The 15,705-nt window shown below is 69.4% G+C and carries 17 protein-coding genes and 1 pseudogene; 2 read left to right on the top strand and 16 right to left on the bottom strand.

Annotated elements, in window-relative coordinates; translation table 11 throughout:
• Positions 1 to 346 precede the first annotated feature (346 nt).
• Positions 347 to 721 carry a helix-turn-helix domain-containing protein gene (locus ABZ215_RS15250; RefSeq protein ID WP_354949986.1) on the top strand — a complete coding sequence of 125 codons (375 nt, stop codon included), beginning with the start codon at positions 347 to 349 and terminating at the stop codon, positions 719 to 721.
• 26 nt (positions 722 to 747) lie between these two features.
• On the opposite strand, the gene ABZ215_RS15255 is transcribed toward ABZ215_RS15250, so the two are convergent.
• The 13 genes from ABZ215_RS15255 to ABZ215_RS15315 form a co-directional block, all read right to left on the bottom strand.
• Entirely contained in the window at positions 748 to 3,714 is a 2,967-nt protein-coding gene (locus tag ABZ215_RS15255) for a BTAD domain-containing putative transcriptional regulator (RefSeq protein ID WP_354949987.1), read from the bottom strand.
• A gap of 185 nt (positions 3,715 to 3,899) precedes the next feature.
• Complete coding sequence (locus ABZ215_RS15260; protein ID WP_354949988.1) at positions 3,900 to 4,337, bottom strand: hypothetical protein; 438 nt, start codon at positions 4,335 to 4,337, stop codon at positions 3,900 to 3,902.
• Between the two features lie 54 nt (positions 4,338 to 4,391).
• Positions 4,392 to 4,781 (bottom strand): pilus assembly protein TadG-related protein, encoded by a 390-nt coding sequence (locus ABZ215_RS15265; protein ID WP_354949989.1) that lies wholly within the window; start codon positions 4,779 to 4,781, stop codon positions 4,392 to 4,394.
• A gap of 59 nt (positions 4,782 to 4,840) precedes the next feature.
• Positions 4,841 to 5,338, bottom strand: a complete 498-nt coding sequence (locus ABZ215_RS15270) for a TadE/TadG family type IV pilus assembly protein (RefSeq protein WP_354949990.1) — start codon at positions 5,336 to 5,338, stop codon at positions 4,841 to 4,843.
• Positions 5,335 to 5,754: a TadE/TadG family type IV pilus assembly protein gene (locus tag ABZ215_RS15275; protein WP_354949991.1), complete on the bottom strand. Its 420-nt coding sequence runs from the start codon at positions 5,752 to 5,754 to the stop codon at positions 5,335 to 5,337. The genes ABZ215_RS15270 and ABZ215_RS15275 overlap by 4 nt, the downstream gene beginning before the upstream one ends.
• 76 nt (positions 5,755 to 5,830) lie before the next feature.
• Positions 5,831 to 6,016 (bottom strand): hypothetical protein, encoded by a 186-nt coding sequence (locus ABZ215_RS15280; RefSeq protein ID WP_354949992.1) that lies wholly within the window; start codon positions 6,014 to 6,016, stop codon positions 5,831 to 5,833.
• Positions 6,017 to 6,066: 50 nt separating this feature from the next.
• Positions 6,067 to 6,960, bottom strand: a complete 894-nt coding sequence (locus ABZ215_RS15285) for a type II secretion system F family protein (protein WP_354949993.1) — start codon at positions 6,958 to 6,960, stop codon at positions 6,067 to 6,069.
• A complete protein-coding gene (locus ABZ215_RS15290; protein ID WP_354949994.1) occupies positions 6,957 to 7,880 on the bottom strand; it encodes a type II secretion system F family protein in 924 nt (307 codons plus the stop codon). Before ABZ215_RS15290 ends, ABZ215_RS15285 begins: the two co-directional genes overlap by 4 nt.
• The gene (locus tag ABZ215_RS15295) at positions 7,877 to 9,328 is read right to left on the bottom strand and encodes an ATPase, T2SS/T4P/T4SS family (protein ID WP_354949995.1); all 1,452 of its coding nucleotides are present in this window, start codon (positions 9,326 to 9,328) and stop codon (positions 7,877 to 7,879) included. The genes ABZ215_RS15290 and ABZ215_RS15295 overlap by 4 nt, the downstream gene beginning before the upstream one ends.
• Entirely contained in the window at positions 9,325 to 10,164 is an 840-nt protein-coding gene (locus ABZ215_RS15300) for a chromosome partitioning protein (RefSeq protein WP_354949996.1), read from the bottom strand. Before ABZ215_RS15300 ends, ABZ215_RS15295 begins: the two co-directional genes overlap by 4 nt.
• Positions 10,164 to 10,877, bottom strand: a complete 714-nt coding sequence (locus ABZ215_RS15305; protein ID WP_354949997.1) for an SAF domain-containing protein — start codon at positions 10,875 to 10,877, stop codon at positions 10,164 to 10,166. The genes ABZ215_RS15300 and ABZ215_RS15305 overlap by 1 nt, the downstream gene beginning before the upstream one ends.
• Before the next feature lie 118 nt (positions 10,878 to 10,995).
• Positions 10,996 to 11,991, bottom strand: coding sequence for a hypothetical protein (locus tag ABZ215_RS15310; protein ID WP_354949998.1), 996 nt, complete (start codon positions 11,989 to 11,991; stop codon positions 10,996 to 10,998).
• A 41-nt stretch (positions 11,992 to 12,032) separates the two neighbouring features.
• Positions 12,033 to 12,623, bottom strand: a complete 591-nt coding sequence (locus tag ABZ215_RS15315) for a hypothetical protein (RefSeq protein ID WP_354949999.1) — start codon at positions 12,621 to 12,623, stop codon at positions 12,033 to 12,035.
• A 283-nt stretch (positions 12,624 to 12,906) separates the two neighbouring features.
• Between ABZ215_RS15315 and ABZ215_RS15320 the strand changes: the two genes are divergently transcribed.
• The gene (locus ABZ215_RS15320) at positions 12,907 to 13,551 is read left to right on the top strand and encodes a prepilin peptidase (protein WP_354950000.1); all 645 of its coding nucleotides are present in this window, start codon (positions 12,907 to 12,909) and stop codon (positions 13,549 to 13,551) included.
• Positions 13,552 to 13,608: 57 nt separating this feature from the next.
• Here the strand turns inward: ABZ215_RS15320 and ABZ215_RS15325 are convergent, their stop codons facing one another.
• The 3 genes and pseudogenes from ABZ215_RS15325 to ABZ215_RS15335 all read right to left on the bottom strand — a co-directional run.
• Complete coding sequence (locus ABZ215_RS15325; RefSeq protein ID WP_354950001.1) at positions 13,609 to 14,091, bottom strand: NUDIX hydrolase; 483 nt, start codon at positions 14,089 to 14,091, stop codon at positions 13,609 to 13,611.
• Complete coding sequence (locus tag ABZ215_RS15330; RefSeq protein WP_354950076.1) at positions 14,088 to 15,041, bottom strand: hypothetical protein; 954 nt, start codon at positions 15,039 to 15,041, stop codon at positions 14,088 to 14,090. Before ABZ215_RS15330 ends, ABZ215_RS15325 begins: the two co-directional genes overlap by 4 nt.
• A gap of 78 nt (positions 15,042 to 15,119) precedes the next feature.
• Positions 15,120 to 15,383, bottom strand: a pseudogene (locus tag ABZ215_RS15335) (helix-turn-helix transcriptional regulator); the annotation flags it as partial.
• Positions 15,384 to 15,705: the final 322 nt, after the last annotated feature.

Here is a 15,705-nt window from a genome sequence, read left to right on the forward strand (position 1 = left end):
AAAGCCAGCCACTTCCTCGCCTTCCTCACCCTCGGAGCCGCCCTGACCTGCTACAAGAAACTCCGCAAACACACCACATGAGACACGCTCTAAGTAGAAATACGCTGCACGGGGTACCCCGTTTGACGTAGCGTTGACAACCTTGACACTGATCAACCGAGGTGGCCGATGGCGGAGACGATTATACGCCTTCTGGCCAGAAAGGAGGCGATTCTCATTTTTGAATATCAGGGCTCGCCTGTGCCGCGGGGGCGGGGTGTAGGCGGGCCGTCGCGAAAGAGTATGGGGGGTGTTCATGGTAACCGGGGACGCTAGGTACCTGGCGCGGTCGCGGGATCTCCGCCACGTGCTGAACGGGGAATGGATCACGCACATTTTGGTGGCGTTGAGTGCTGGTCCGCTACATTACAGCGAGCTTCATGCCGCCATTCAGGACATGACGACGTTCGATCCGTGGACCGGGACGGTGCGCAGGATTCAGAGCCGGGCGTTGGGCCGGACGTTGCGGCGGATGGAGACTGCCGGTCTGGTGGACCGGGTCGAGGAGCGGACGTTTCCGCGGTCGGTGGTGTACTCGCTGACTCCTGCCGCCGCGGATTTGCTGGTCCGGGCGCGGCCTCTGATCGACTGGGCGGAAGAGAACCTCGATCTGATCGAGCGCCTGCAGAAGGCGCCGGACGATGGCGAGTCGTCGCAGGACGACGACGATCAGCCCGACTGAGGCGGCGCTGCGCTGCCGGATGCGGTTCAGCTGGCCGCGGCGTTGTCGGTGGAGACCGGCCGCCGGGTGCTGCCGCGGCGTTGGAGGAAGTCGGCGAGGTTGAGCGTGTCGGGGCTGGGGCGTTGGCCGATTTCGTCCAGTGTGGTGGTCAGCAGCGCGAGGGTGCGTGGGATGGCGGCGTACTGGTCGAGGCGGGCTTGGGTGCGGATGATGTCGCGGTAGACGCCCTCGTTGTAGCGGTCGAGCTTCCGGGTGCGTTCCAGCAGCGTGAGCATGGTTTCTGGGTCGCTGTCGCCGTGAGCGCGGATCAGGGCGCCGAGCGCGTCCAGGACGTCGCGTCGGGTGGCCTCGCGGAACGGTTCGATCCAGGGCACGAGCAGGTCCTCGGCGAGGTCGCCCTGGTAGAGCTCCACGGCGTCGTGCAGCTGAGCCTGGACCTGGGCGTCGGTGGGGCGTGGCGCCTGTAGGGCGTACTGGAGTTGCCAGTAGTCGACGACGACGAGTTCGTCGTTGAGCTGGTAGCGGCCATCGTCGTTGAGGACGAGGTTGTTGATCCTGCCGTCGGTGGCGTCGGTGAGCGCGCGGCGCAACATGGACAGGGTGTTGTGGAATGAGTTGTACGGCCGCGGCGGCCTGCTGTCGGGCCAGACGGCCTCGTTGAGGACTTCGCGGCGGACGCCGTGGGGGTGCAGCGCGAGGTAGACGAGCACTTCTCGTTGCTTCGGGGTCAGCACGCCGCTGAGCTCGCGGTCTCCCTCGTCGTCGCGCAGGGCCAGGTGCAGGCGTCCCAGCACGCGCACGACCAGCGGGCGCTGCGGTGCTGCCCCGTCACCGTTCTTCGGCCGCAGGGGTTCCTCGGCGGCGGCCGGTGCCTGGTCGGCGGCTGGCTTGACGTCCTCGGCGACCGTGCGGCGGTCCTCGGTGTCATCCCGGCTGGCTGAGGCCGGGCCCTTCGGCTGGACATCCACGGGGATGGGCTGGGCGTCCAGCAGTTGCAGGCTCGGGCTCGGTGGGGGCTGCTCGTCGGCTTCGTGTTCCGACGGGCGGGTGGATTCGAGCTGGGTCATCTCGTCGACCGAGCGTTGCTCGGGGACGGGTGGCGTGGGTACGACGTCGCGATCGTCCTGGCGATTGTCCGTGGGCGGTGCGTGCCCGTCGCCGGTGAGGCCACTGGTTGTGTGGTCGGGTGTGGTCAGGTCGGTGGGGCCTTCGGCGTCCCGGAGCACGGCCAGCAACTCGGTGGCATCGGTGGCGGGCAGGCTGAACAGGCGCGTGTCGGCGAGGGCGTCGCCCAGGCCGGGGCTGGTGGCGCTGACGGTGCCGTCGTGGCGGACGCGCACGGTCGCGCCGGGGCGCCACTGGCCGAGGAGCACGCCGGCCAGGCCGAGCGTCGAGCCGTTGTCGAGGACGGCTTGCAGGCGCCGTTCGGCGTGCGGTGCGGGACTGGCGAGCAGCACGAGCGAGGCCGGCGTGGGTTGGGATTCGGTCTCCTCGATGGCGTGGCGTGTGCGGGTGAGCAGGGCTGCTTCCATCTCGTCGAGGGCGGCGTCGAGCGTGGCGACGACGTGGACGGTGGACGGCAGGTTTTCGACGTCGGCGCCGTCGAAGACGAGGTGCAGGTCGTCGGCGGGTACGAGCACGCGGATGCCGTCGCCGGGCTGCTGTTCGGTGAGCAGGTGCAGCAGCAGAGCGCGGGCGGCGGCGGTGGCGCCGGGTCCGGCGAGGCCGAGGCCGCGGGTGCTGGCGAGGTTCAAGGCGAGTTCGCGACCGCCCCGCACGCCCACTCTCGTCGGTACCGGGACTGGTTCGTCGTCGGGTTCCAGGGCCCCGGCCGCGGTGATGTGGATCCGCGGTGGTGCCGGCGCGAGGTCGACGAACTCCACGTCCTCGCCGGGCCTGTGGTCACTGTCTTCTTCCTGGTCGTACGCGGCCCGCAGGGCGCGGACCACGGGCGCGATCGGGCGCTGCAGGTCGGCGCGGTCGCCGCTGCCGATGCGGTAGCGGCGTCGGCGCCACATCCTGGCTGACACCGTGGCCGCGGTGATGGCTACGGCGAGGCCGAGGCTGACGAACACGCCCGTCAGCAGGTCCAGCCCTGGTTCGGCCTGGTCTTCGCGGTGCTCGCCGGCCTGCTCCGTCGTGGCCGGCGCCGGAGTGGTGTTCGGTGCGGGCTGTGTCGAGGGTGGCGGGGTCGGCGCGGTGCTCGTCGGTGGTGGTTGCTGGGGCGGCACCGGCGGCTGCTGCTCGCCGGGAGGATGCTCGTCGGCTGGGGCGGGGATGTAGGCGGTGATCTTCCAGCCGGGCCGTACGAGGTTGGGCTTGGTCAGCGCGCGGCCGTCGGGCTGCTCGACGCCGCGGTTGAGCTGGAACAGCTCTGGCCAGCGGCTGCCGCCGCCGGGACCGTAGATGCGTTCGGCGACCCGCCACAGGCTGTCGTAGATCCCGTCGTGCGGGAGCCGGACTTCCTCGGTCACCTGGACCATGCCCGGCGGGGCGGGCGCTGTCCGATCGATCACCAACGTGGTCGGCGGGACGACGGTCGCCTGCGGAGCCGCGGCCGGCGTGGCCGGGCCGGGCGTCAACGGTGCGACGACCGCGACCGGCGTGAGATCGGCGGTCAGGGTTGCGGTGGTCGGGGTGGGGGCCGTGTACGGGGTCCGGTTGCCGAGCAGGGTCAGCACGATGGTGCCGATCAGGGCTGCGGCGAGTCCGTGCAGCGGGCCGGGTGGGCGGACCTGCGGCCAGGTGATCCCGCGTGCCGCGTCGATGGTGCAGCGCAGGACGTCGAGCGCGAAGAAGAACCAGACGATCCAGCACAGCACGGCCAAGGTGTTGAGGAGGAACTGTGCGTTCATCGGGTTGAGCAGCGTCGCCTGGATCTCGTCCCAGGTCGGCACGTGGTCGGGCAGGGGCCAGCCCACGAAGTGCACCAGGGCCCAGGGCAGACCCGCCACGAGGGCGAGCAGGACGACGAAGGCGAGCAGACCGCGCACGAACCGGAGCGTGGCGGCCAGCGCCCACCAGGCGGGCCGGCCTGTGGTGGGCCGTATCGGCTTCCGGCGAGAGAAGTGCGAGTGTGCGGTCACGACGTGCTCGATTCCTTGGACGTACAGGCTTTACGGCTCCGCGGTCGCCACCCGAGACAGCGGTGAACGGTGAACGAGCCGGAGTGGGGGTGTCACGTCACCGCCGCGGGAACCCGGCTGGGCGTGTCCGCGGCAGCAGCGCGAGGCCCGGTGAGCTCGGGTGAGGTGGACGTCTGGCTGGCTGGCGGTGTCTTCGCTGTGGCCTGTGGCCCGCTCGCGTCGCTCTTGGAGCTTGGCGTGCTGGCGGTGGACCGCTTGCGCTTGGGACGAGTCGCCTTCCGGCCGTTGAGCCACTGGGTGAGGTCGGCGGCCGGTACGTCGGTGAACTTGGCCAGCTCGTCGACGCCGATGACGTCGCTGGACTCAGCGAGGACGTCCCCGAGTTCTCGCTCGATGTCGCTGAGTTTCTCGGCCACCTCTGCCCGCAGCTGTGCGAGTTCGCCGACGCGCTTGGCCGCAGCGGCCCTTTTCGCGCTGCGGGCCGCGTCGGCTTCCTCGACGCGGCGTTCGATCTCTTCAGTCGTCGCCATCCTGGTCTCCTTTCCCGTTGTGGCAGTGAATTGGGTACGAGCGTGTGAGGGTGGTCATGGGAGTACTCCGGAGATTCCGCGTTGTGGCTGGGCTTGCCCTGTCGCGGTGACCGTGATCGAGCCGATGCTGACCAGTCCGAGCAGTTGGGTGGGCTGGTTGATGCTGATCGTCACGTTGACGGTGTTGCCGGCGACCGACACGGTGCCGGTGTGGCCCGCGGCGGCGAGGTAGCTGTGGGCCGCTGCGCTGGCTTGTTGCGGGACCAGGCGCAGCGTGCCGTCGGTGCGGTAGGCGGCCAGGTCGATTTCCTGGGCGCCGGCCCGCGCGGCTTCCTGTGCCTCGCCCATCGCGCGGACCTTGGCGGCCAGCGCGAGCCCACCGTCGAGCACGAGCCCGGCGAACAGCAGCGCGGCGAGCGCGATGATGACGACGAACGCAGTCACCCGACCGTCCTCGTCCTTGCGCAGCCGGCGCGTTCGGCGGCGCAGCGATACGGCCCACCTCATGGCGCACCTCCCGCTTGGGCGTTCGGGGAGGTGCCGCGCCACACATCAACTGGGGAGGAGAAGCTGGATTCGAACGTCCGACTGCCGGGCACGCCGAGCGAGGTCAGGTCACCGAGGCCGACGCTGCAGGACACGGTGACGGTCACCGTGGAGCCCGGCTTGAGGCCCTGGGTGTCGGTGGATACCGACAGCGACTGGCAGGTGATCCCGGCCGAGGCGAGTGCGGCGCTGGCGGTGGCTTGGGCGTTGGCAGTGGCCTGTGATGGGGTGCGTGCCAGGGTGGCGGCACGGGCGGCTTGGTGCGCGACGTCGTTGATCCGCAACTTGGTGTCGGCTAGTCGGCCGCAGAACACCACGAACAACAGCAGCAGGATCAGCAGCGGAGTCAGTAGAGTGAGCTCGGCTGCGGCGGAGCCCCGTTCGTCACGGCGCAGCGCGCGGATTCGCGCGCATGCCGAGCGTGCGAAAGCGGAAACCCACGGGGACGCGGTCATGGTGACACCGCCCCGGTGCCGGTCGGCGGGGTGAATTTCTCAACGGGCCCAACGGCTTCGGCGTGAACCGTGAAGGTCGCGAACGGGATCACGTTGATCACGGTCCCGGTAACCGTCACGGATGCCTGGGTCGGTCCTCTTTGGACGTTGACCGATGTTCCTTGCAGCGGGCCACTTCCCATTTGCGTGAGGACTCGCTGGCCCTCGGTGTTGCCCGCGGTTGCGCTGCCGCCGTACACCCGTGCCGCGGACAGTGCTTCGGATGCTGCGGCTTGGGCGATGTGGGTGGCGTGCATGTAGAGCGCGAACTGCGCGATCAGCAGGATCAGCAGCAACAGCAGTGGCGTGGCGATGACGAGTTCGACGGTGCCGGCGCCACGTTGATCTGTCCGCAGTCGGCGCAGCGCCGCCCGCACACGTGTCCGGTGTGGACGCTCGCGTGTGTTCGGCGTGCGGGATCGGCTGGGGCGTCGAGGCATCGTGGTCACCGGCCTACAGGTTGATCCCGTTGGCCTTCTGCGTGACCTTGATGACGATGATCGCAATGACCGCGATGGCCAGCGCCGCGAGCAGGGCGGTGACCACGACTGCTTCGGTCGAGTAGCCGCCCTCGTCGCGGCGCAGCCGCTCCAGCTCGGCCCGGATACGGGCGATGAGGATCTGAACTTCGGTGAACATCAGCTTCTCCCCTGTGGTTCGGGGTCCGGTATGGACAGTTCTTGTGGAACTCAGAGACCTCCCAGCACGCTCGCGAGGGCTGGGAACCCGATGAAGATTAGGAATCCGCCGAACAGCATCACCACGGGTAGGCTCATGCGTTCGGTGGCGGCTTGGGCTTCGCCTTCGGCGTCGGTGAGCTCGCGCGTGCGCAGCGCCGCGGCTTTGGCCGCGAGGCTGGCGCGGACGCGGGCGCCTTCGGTGCCGGCGAGGCTGACTGAGGCGGCCAGCTCGGACAGCTGGTGCACATCGAGTTCGGTGCCGAGCTGACCGAGGGTCGACCACGGGGTGGTGCGGGTCAGCTTGGCAGTGACCAGCGCGCGGCGCAGCTGTTGGAAGGCCCAGCCCTTGCCGATGTTCACCGCATCCGACAGCGCGCCGTCGACTCCGGCGCCGCCGGCCAGCAGGACCCTGATCAGGTTCAGGTATGCCGACAGCGCGTGCCGGAAGGTGGAGCGGCGCCGCTCGGCTTCCTGCCGGACGCTGATGTCCGGCAGCAGGAACCCGCCGAGCGCGAAGAGGATGCTGGCGACCGCAGGGACTTCCCAGCCGAGACCGACATCGGCCACGACGAGCAGCAGATGCATCAGGACCGGCAGCAGCAGTCCGGTCAACGCCAACGTGGCCTTCTCGGCCAGGTGGTGTTCGATGCTCTTGCCGGTGACCGCGAGGTCGTTGCGTAGCTTGCGGTTGGGCAACCCGAGTGCCGCCAACGGTTTGATGAACGGCCGGCCCACGCGCAAGGCCCAGCCGTCGGAGTCCGCGGTGAGGATCGGCGGTGGCGCGGGGGTCGCGTGCAGCCGGTCGACCAGCGCTCGCAGCGGCGGCCGGGGCGGGAACACGTAGACCACCAGCGCCCACAATCCGACGCCGAGCCCGGCGCCCCACAGCAACGCGCTGATCATGACGACGCCCCCTTCCCGGTGAGCAGGTCATCGACGTCCACGTCGGCGTCGTGCGGACGGATCGTGCCCAGCTCGGTGAGGAACCTTTCGGGCTCCCGGAGACGTGCAATCCTTGCCAGCCAAGCGAAAGAGGCAGCGAACAGTGCACCGACGAGCAGCAGCATGATCTGGCCGAACGCCGAGTCGTACGGAGCGAGGTAACCGCGGTTGAGCAGCACCAGCCCGAGGGCGAAGGACAGCGTGGTGATGACGATGACGCGCACGCTGGTCCGGGTGCGGACGCGGCCGGCTTCGACCCGCATCCGCATGGATGCCTGCTCGCGTGCCTCGCTGGCGAGTTCGCCGAGCAGGTCGGCCAGCTGCCGGGCCTGGTGCTCGGCGGCCAGCACGAGCGCGGAGATCACCAGGTCCGCGGTGGGGTCGCGCAGTTGGTCGGCGAGGTGGCGCAGCGAGGGCGCGAGGCGTTCGCCGCGTTCCAGCCGGACGGCCAGTTCGGTGATCTCCTCGCGGATCGCCTCGGGGCAGGCCGGGGCGGTGGCGAGGATGGCCTGTTCCAGGCCGGCCGCGGCGACCAGGGTGTCGCGCAGCATCTCGGTCCAGCCTGCGATCGCCTCGATGCGTTCGAGGTGGCGCTTGTGGTCGACGTTCGAGCCGAGGATCCGCGGCAGGCCGACGACCGCGAGGGCGGTCAGGATGGCGGCGACCACCCAGCCGGTGATCGCGCCGACGGCCAGGCCGGCGAGCACGGCCACGACGAGCCACCCGACCCGCCTGCGGTCGTGCCGTGCGGCCAGCCAGGCGCTCAGCCGCGACGGCGCCGCCGCGCGGGCGGGCCGGCCGCGCAGCCCGGCGACGATGAGCAGGACGCCGAGGGCCACGCCAGCGCCGAGCAGGCCGAACAGGGCGGCGGCGGTGGTCATGGCGTCCACCACCCTTCGCGCCGCTCGAACAGGTCCGGGTCGTAGCCCGCCTCGACGAGCAGGTCGACGGTGTCGGTGCGCAGCGGCGCACCGGGGACGGCGCGCAGATCGGGACCGGGGCGCCAGACCTCGTTGCTGATGATCTGGGCGCCGTCGGCGCCGACGACTTCGCGGATGGAGGACACGACCCGCTTGCTGGGATCGTCGCGGGGCTTCTCCAGGTGCACCACGAAGTGCAGCGCCGCGGCGACGAGCAGGTTGGTCGCTTCCATCGGCAGCCGCTCGGGGCCTTGCACGGCGTAGGCGGCCAGCTTGGTGAACGCGCCCTGGCTGGAGCTGCTGTGCAGGGTGCCCATGCTGCCGTCGTTGCCCATGGACATCGCGTTGGTCAGCGGGATGACCTCCGGGCCGCGGACCTCGCCGACGATGACTCGGTCCGGCGACATCCGCAGGGACTGCCAGACCAGGTCCGACAGGGAGATCTCGCCCTGGCCCTCGATGTTCGGTTCGCGGGCTTGCAGCGCGACTACGTCCGGATGGGCGTCGGCGTCCTCGCCGAGGCCGAGTTCGAAGACGTCCTCGATGGTGATCAGTCGCTCCCATGGCGGGATGGCCGAGGCCAGGCCGCGGAGCAGTGTGGTCTTGCCGATCGCCGTGCCGCCGGTGACCAAGATGTTGCGTTTGGCCCGCACCAGGGCTTTCAGGAAGCTCTCCAGGGCGAGGTCGATGGTGCCGTTCTCGCGCAGCTCGGCGAGGGTGACCTTGGCGAACCGGTGCCGGCGGATCGACACCGACGGCCGCGTAGTGACCGCCATGACCGCTGAGACGCGCTCGCCACCGGGCAGCTGGAAGTTCACGATGGGCGAACCGCGGTCGAAGCGGCGCTCCTCCACCCCGCTGCGGGTGGCCAGGTCGCGGATGAGCTCGATCAGCTCGGTATCCGAGCCGACGACCGGCGGCAAACGGTTGCGGCGGCCGTCGGCGTACTTGACGAAGACGCGGTCGCCGTTGATGTTGATGTTCTCGATGTCGGTGTCGGCCAGTAGTGGTTCCAGGCCGGCCAGGCCGAACACCTCGTCGAGGACCTGGCGGATCAGCCGCTGCTCGACCTCGGGTGCCACGAGCATCCCGCCGGTGGCGGAATTGCGCAGCTCGGCCTGGGCGTGTGCCTCGGCCGCGTCGGTCAGGATCGCCTCGGCCAACCGGCGGCGTGCTGGGGCGTCCATCGGCGGGCGGCCGGCGGTCTCGTCGGCCCGGATGCGCCTGCTGAGATGGGTCGACAACTCGTCGCGCAGGTGCTGCCGCAGCCGTTCCACCGCCGCTGCCTCTCCGGCGGGCCGGTGGGGAAGCTCCGCCGGTCCAGGCATGTGCTGGGCGGCAGCCAGGTTCGGGCCGGCGCCGTTGGTCGACGCCGTCAGGCGCGGATCGCCGAGCTCAGGCCGGGTCATGACCTCGCCCCGTTACGGGTTTGCGGCCCGAGCGGTTGCAGAGCGGCGCCAGAGGCCGGTTCACCCGGAACTGCCAGCCGCAGGTTCGGTGCGCGGGCGCCGTTGGTGGCCGGCTGGTGGCCGTGCGAGTAGAGGTTGAGCGCGATCCTGGCGGCGGCCCGCCCCAGCGGGGACTTGTCGGGCCCACGTCGGCCGGCGCCCTGACCGCACAGCACCGCGGCGCCCTTGTCGTCGCGCGGCACGCGACCCATCACCGGGATGCGCAGCGCCTGGGAGACCTCCGCGGTCGGGTAGCCGTCGCCGACCAGGACGAAGCACGGGCGGCGCGACCACTGCTGGGCGGCCTGCAGTTTGAGCGCGACGTGGGCGAGCTCGTCGTCATGCGGGCGGGCGACCAGCAGCATCGCGTCCGCGCTGCGGATGATCGGGAACGCGGGTGAGTCCGGATCGACTCGGCCGCAGTCGGCAATAACCGTGGTCTCCGACTGGTCGGCGGCCCGGCGCAGCGGCGATGACGGCCCCGACGCCAGCACCGTCAGGGCGGCGCGAGCTTGTTCGGCGCCGACCGGGCCGAGCACCACCCGCAGGCCGCCGGGGAGAAGCTGGGTGTGCTGGGCGAGCAGGTTCGGGTCGGCGCCGCTACGGCCGCGTGCCGCCGCGGCCAAGCTGACCAGACCGGGTGTGTCCGGCAGCCGGAAGCGAGCCATCAGGTCACCGCCGGCTGGGTCGACCTCGACCACAATCGGGTTCTCCTGCCCCGGCCACCGGGCGCCGAGCGCGGTCGCCAGGGTGGTCACGCCCGGCGACCCTTTCAGTGAGCAGACGGCGATGAGCATCAGCGGCCTCCTCCCGCGATCGCGACCAGACTGAGTTGCCCCGCCGGGGCTGAAGCCAGCGCCCGAGCGTCCGATTCGGACAGTTGCAGCGACACCACGGTCGTCTGCTCGGTCTCGCGCGTGGCGATGCCCGTCACCGCCGCGGTCCACGACGACGTCTGCCCGGTTCCGGTCGTCGTGCCGGTCGTCGTGCCCTGCCCCGGAGTGGTGAGCACGGCGACCGTGGTGCCGGGCGTCAAGTCGGGCGGGAACTGTCCCGGCTTCAATCCCACGGCAGCGATTGCCTTGCCCTGCGCGGGAATCTGCGGTGCGCCGAGAACCGAGCGGGTTACGAGCGAGCCGGCGGGAAGGCTGAACGCAACCGGCTGACCCACCACTGTGGACGCAGCCGAGGCGGGCATCACGTCCATGCCGGAGTCGGTCGCCATGCTGACCTGCTTGAGGTCCTGGGCGGTGAGGACCTGGCCCACCGCGACAGGACGGGCCAGCGCCAGAACGCTTTCCCGGTTGCCCAGCTGCATTCCGGCGAACACGCCGCCGGCCGCGCACACCAGAACCAGCAGAACGCCGAGCAACAGGTAGGGCACGCTGCGGCGCCGGCCGCCACCGCTCAACCGCGAAGGAGTCTTGCCGTCCCGGCCGGCCCACGCGTTCGGCGACGCCGGTTTCTGCGTCGTCGTGTCCGTGCTGGTCGAACCTGCGGTAGTGGTCACCACCGACCTCCTTCAGGCATGACGCCATCGCGACGCGTCGACTCGGGTGTTCGACGTGCCTTGCTCAACAGGGTGTTTCGTTGTGCACGCCCGCCCTCGTGAGGCGGGAGGCTTCGGTTCAGCCGGTCGCGATTCCCTGGCTCTCCGCCACGCGGAACGCCACCGAGGCCGAGGTCGTCATGTTCGGGAACGTGCCGCCCTGGCCCGCGCCCGACCACGTCACGGTCCAGTTCACCGTGGCGGTCACCGGGAACGCGTCCGCGCGCTGGCCGGCTGAGGATGTCTTGTAGGTGTAGCCGCAGTCCGGCGACGCGCTCTTCGGATCACCACCGGCGGGGAACGGTGAGCCAGGGCCGGTGCAGGTCACCGAGCCGCCGTCTCCCATCGACCAGGTCACCGAGGTCGGCCTTGCGACCGCGGTCACCGAGACGCCCGGTACGGATGCGGTGGCCGAGACATCGCCCCAGCTGCTGCGGTCCAGCCACAACCAGGTCGGCAGGCTGACCAGCTGGTCACCAGCCGGATTTGCCTTGATCTTCGGCGTCGGCAACCGCAGCTGGTTCCGCGCCTGGGCCGCGAGCTCGGCCGGCGACGGCAGTGGTGCCGGGCCTGCCTGGCCGTCGGCGATCCATACCGGCGGCCGGTACAGCGCATCCGCGAAGCCGGGCCCGGTGCACTTGTAGACGTACCAGGCGCCCGACGGCGGCTGGGCCTGCGCGAACCGCGGCTGCGCCACTGCGAACTGCGCGGTGACTGGCTCGCTCTGCGGCCGGTACACCGCGGGCACCGCGGTGACCGCACCGGACTTGGGCGGGACATGGAAGGCCGCCGGCTGCGCGCCTCCCGGTGGCGGGCCCTGGTAGTCGCTGCGCTCGTACCCGCACTGAGCCAGATTGGGGTTACCGCCGATGATCGTGTCGCCATTGGCGTTGGCCTGACCCGAGCCGGGCTTGCTCTGTCCAGGGTTGCCGGGCTTGCTGTTTCCGTTGCCCTGGTTGCCGTTTCCGGGCCGGGGGTTCTTGCCTGCACCGAGTTCGCAACCAGGGTTGGGGTACTGGGTGCAATCAGTGAACCCGTATCCGTCGTCCGCGAACGCGGGCAGCGCGCTCGCCACCAGCACGGCCGCGGACAGGCCGACCACAACTCCTAACCGTTTCAACACGAGCCCACCCCCTCCACGGCGAAGCGGGTGACCCTCCACGTGCCGTCCTGCTGCTTCTTGACTTCCGCGGTGATCGAGCGCCGTCCGCCCGGTGTGTCGTTGAGCAACTGGCCGTCCTTGTACTTCAGCCAGTTCGAGCTGTCACTGCAGTCCGAGATCATGACCGTGGTCGGATTCGCAGCGGGTTCCGCGCTGGACACCTGTGGGTTGTTCGTCGGCGCGCCCTTGGACACCACACCGTTGAGGTGATCGGTGTACAGGCTGCGGTTGATCACCCCGAGCGCGTCGCCGGTCGCGTACTTCGCGAGCTCGGGCGACTGCCAATCCGCGGTCTCACCGGCCTTGGCCATCTGCCGCCACATGCCCGTGTAGGCAGCCGTCGCCTGCTGACGCGCGGCGTCCGCTGGAGAAGCCGACGACGGCGGAGCGCTGGTCGTTGGTGGCGGCGTTGCCGCCCCAGTCGTGCCCCCAGGCGTCGAAGACGAGTTCGAACTACAGGCCGCCAACGTCAGCGCCGCGAGTCCAACAACCACCAGTCCCGCCCTGCGCCGGCCGTTGCGGCCGTGTACGTTGCCCCCGACCACGTGCACCCCCTCGGATCTGCGAAAATTCCTTTCGATCTAGTGTGGTACTCCTCACGTCTACCTGGCGCCCCCTAGGAGACCGCAATGTCCCTATGAAGGGACACAGGTGTCGGAACAGCGAAAACGGGTCGAAGTTCACCTGAATGGGCTAATGACAGCGTGTCCAAATGGCGCTGCGTAGTAAGTTCGCTACACCGGAAGGCCGTAACCAGGGGGCTACAGGGGGTACAGCATTGACGGGCTCTGTCACTCTCGCGAGCAGGCGAACGGCGCGAGCTCCACGGTGACCGCGCTCAGCATCGCCGGCTGGGGCCTGGTCGGGCTCGTCGTCGCCAGCGTCCTGCGTATGGCCGTCCAACGGAGCTCGATCCTCCCAGCGAAGTGCGAGCGGCTTGCGCCACCGCCCCTGCTGGAAGTGGTCACCGGCGCTCTGTTCTCGGCCCTCGCCTGGCGCATCGGCGCGGAACCTGACCTGTTCGCCTACTCCTGGCTCGCCGCTGCCGGTGTTCTGCTCGCCGCGGTGGACTGGAACTCTCGCACGCTACCCACCAAGCTGATCTGGCCCAGCGGAATCATCCTGGCCGCGCTGTTCAGCCTGGCCGCCGTCCTCAACCGCGACGCGTACCCGCTCATCCGCTCCGCGGCCGGCATGCTCGCTCTCCTCGCGTTCTACGGAGTGCTCTATTTCCTTCAGCCTGGCCAACTCGGCGGCGGAGACCTCCGACTCGGCGCCCTTCTGGGCCTTGCCCTCGGGTGGGCTGGCTGGTCGGCGGTTCTGGGCGGCACGTTGATCGGCTGGTTCGGCGCTGCTGTCGCTCTGCTCGTGCTGCGTATCGCTCGGCGATCGCGTCCTGGCCGTGACGTGCCGCTAGGCCCGTTCCTAATCATCGGAGCCTTCGCTGCCGTGCTCATCCAACAGGCGAATTGATGCTTTCCACGGTCGCCTAGCTCCTGCAACGCACCTCCCGTGTTGGAGCCGGGTGTCTCACTCGGAATAGTCTGTGACGCCTGTGGCGAGGGCGTTGTGAGCTCGGGCGAGTCGCTGCGCCATGTCGGGCCGCAACATGGCCTTCGCCTCGGCGAGTTCGACGAACGCGAACTCGCTGATCTCTGGATCACAGATGCTGATGGCCTCCACCTGCGTGGCAGATAGTGCCCCTCCGTCGAAGATGAACACCAGTTGGTCGTCCCACGGCCCGTGAGGTCCGATCCAGTCCAGAACCAGGACGCGGCCAGCGATCACGGTAAGCCCGAGCTCCTCGGCCAGCTCGCGCTCGCCTGCCGCCCTCGGCGCTTCATTGCTTTCCGCCATGCCGCCGGGCAGGTCCCAATTCTCCTTGTAGGTCGGATTTACCAACAGGATGCGTCCGGCTTCGTCACGGATCAGCAGGTCGGCGGCCACACGCTTGCGAGCCTGCTTGGCGTTCCCTTCCGCCAGGTAGGCGAAGCGTGCCTCGTCGTCGGTCATACCGGCCACGACGAGACCGCGCCGTTGTGTTCACCCGACGTGGCGGATAGGCCGGCCAACGCGGCGAGAAACGACGAGACCTGCCTCGACCGCGGCGCGAGGCTGAGCACGCCGCCGAGGGCACGGAGCTGGTGGAGAACCCTTGCTGAGCTCAATGAGACGGTCGTGCTGCAAGCTTCGTGGCCGATCGCCGCTGCCTCGTCAACCCGGCCCGCATGCACCAGAACGTTGGCCAGGGTGAGCTGGGCAAAGGTCCGGCTTCGGACCCGATCGCCTGACCGCAGTCGGATGACCTCGCGGGCGCGGCGCTCGGCTTCATCGAGTTCCGCCAGTTGCAGGAAGCACAGCGCGGCTTCGCTCGCGAGTGACGCTTCGTCGAACGCGGCGATCCACTGGGCGGGTTGCTCCGCGGTCGCTTCGTCCAGGATGCGCTCAGCGTCCTCCAACGCCTTACTGCACCCGGCGCGGTCACCGATGAGGGCGAGACCACGGGCGCGCATGGTGTGCAGTCGGGCGACGAGACGCGAAGTGCCGTAGGCGGCCGTAGCTTGCCCGAGCCCTTCCACGGCGATGCGGACAGCGTCGTGCGGCTGCCGCAACTCGATGGCCAGATGCGCCATCGAGGCACAGGCGTTGGCAGCCAGAGCTCGGTCGTCTCCCGCCATTGCCAACCGGAAAGCACGATCGAAGTAGCTTCGCGCGTTTGCGTCGTTCCCGCTGTCATGTGCCATCCACCCGGCAATCTCGGTGATTGACGCGGCGGCTGCGAACAACCGAGGAACTGACACTCCGTGGGAAGGCGACATCAACTGCGGCCCGATCTGCTGCGTCAGGTAATGGGCAACTGACGGATACAGTGCGCCGCCACCGATTCGACGGTCGGCGATTTGTAGATCTTGAGCTGTCGTGAAGATGCTGTCGACGACTTCCGCGCCGTCGAGATCGGTCAACCGCGCCGCGTCTCCCGGACTAACCGCAGGCGAAGGCGCGCGGTCCGGGGCGCTTCCACCCAGCATTGCGGCCAGGCTGGCAGGTGTCAGCTGAAGAGCCTTCGCCAGGGTAGGCCGCATCCACGGCTGAGGTGTTTGGACGCCGCGTTCCCAGCGGGCAACCGTAGATCGATCGACCCCCATCTCCTGCGCGAGCGTCTCCTGTGTGTGTCCCAATGCCTCGCGACGTTCCGCGAGGCTTTGTCGCCGCACAGCCATACCGTCTCCGTCCGCACCGGTAGCCCCAGGATCGTCCCGCTGCCGTTTGCCCAGGTCAAGCCCAGGATCACCCAGCAAGGCCATTGCACCTTAGTCGATCTTCGCTGCCCTAGGGCTACAGCGCGCCGGCCTCCGGTCGACTGCCCCAAAAGAGGGCGCCAACTATCACAGACAGCTCTGTGGTGTCTCGCATTTTCGCGGGCAGTACCCAGAGTATTGCGCGGGTTCACCCGTTCGGCACAACCGCCCCCGATCGGGATTTCCGCAGCTCACGACACCTGCCGCCCCGTGCACGCCCCATCGCCGCCGCGCCCGCGCTCTGGTTCGTGTCGGGCGGCGGACGTTTAGCTGCATTGGCGGGGTTCGCGGCGGCCCTACCAGCACCGTTGCCGTCAAAGCCCGCCGC

Origin of the sequence: Amycolatopsis sp. NPDC006131 (assembly GCF_040614175.1) — a bacterium.
GTDB lineage: Bacteria > Actinomycetota > Actinomycetes > Mycobacteriales > Pseudonocardiaceae > Amycolatopsis_E > Amycolatopsis_E tucumanensis.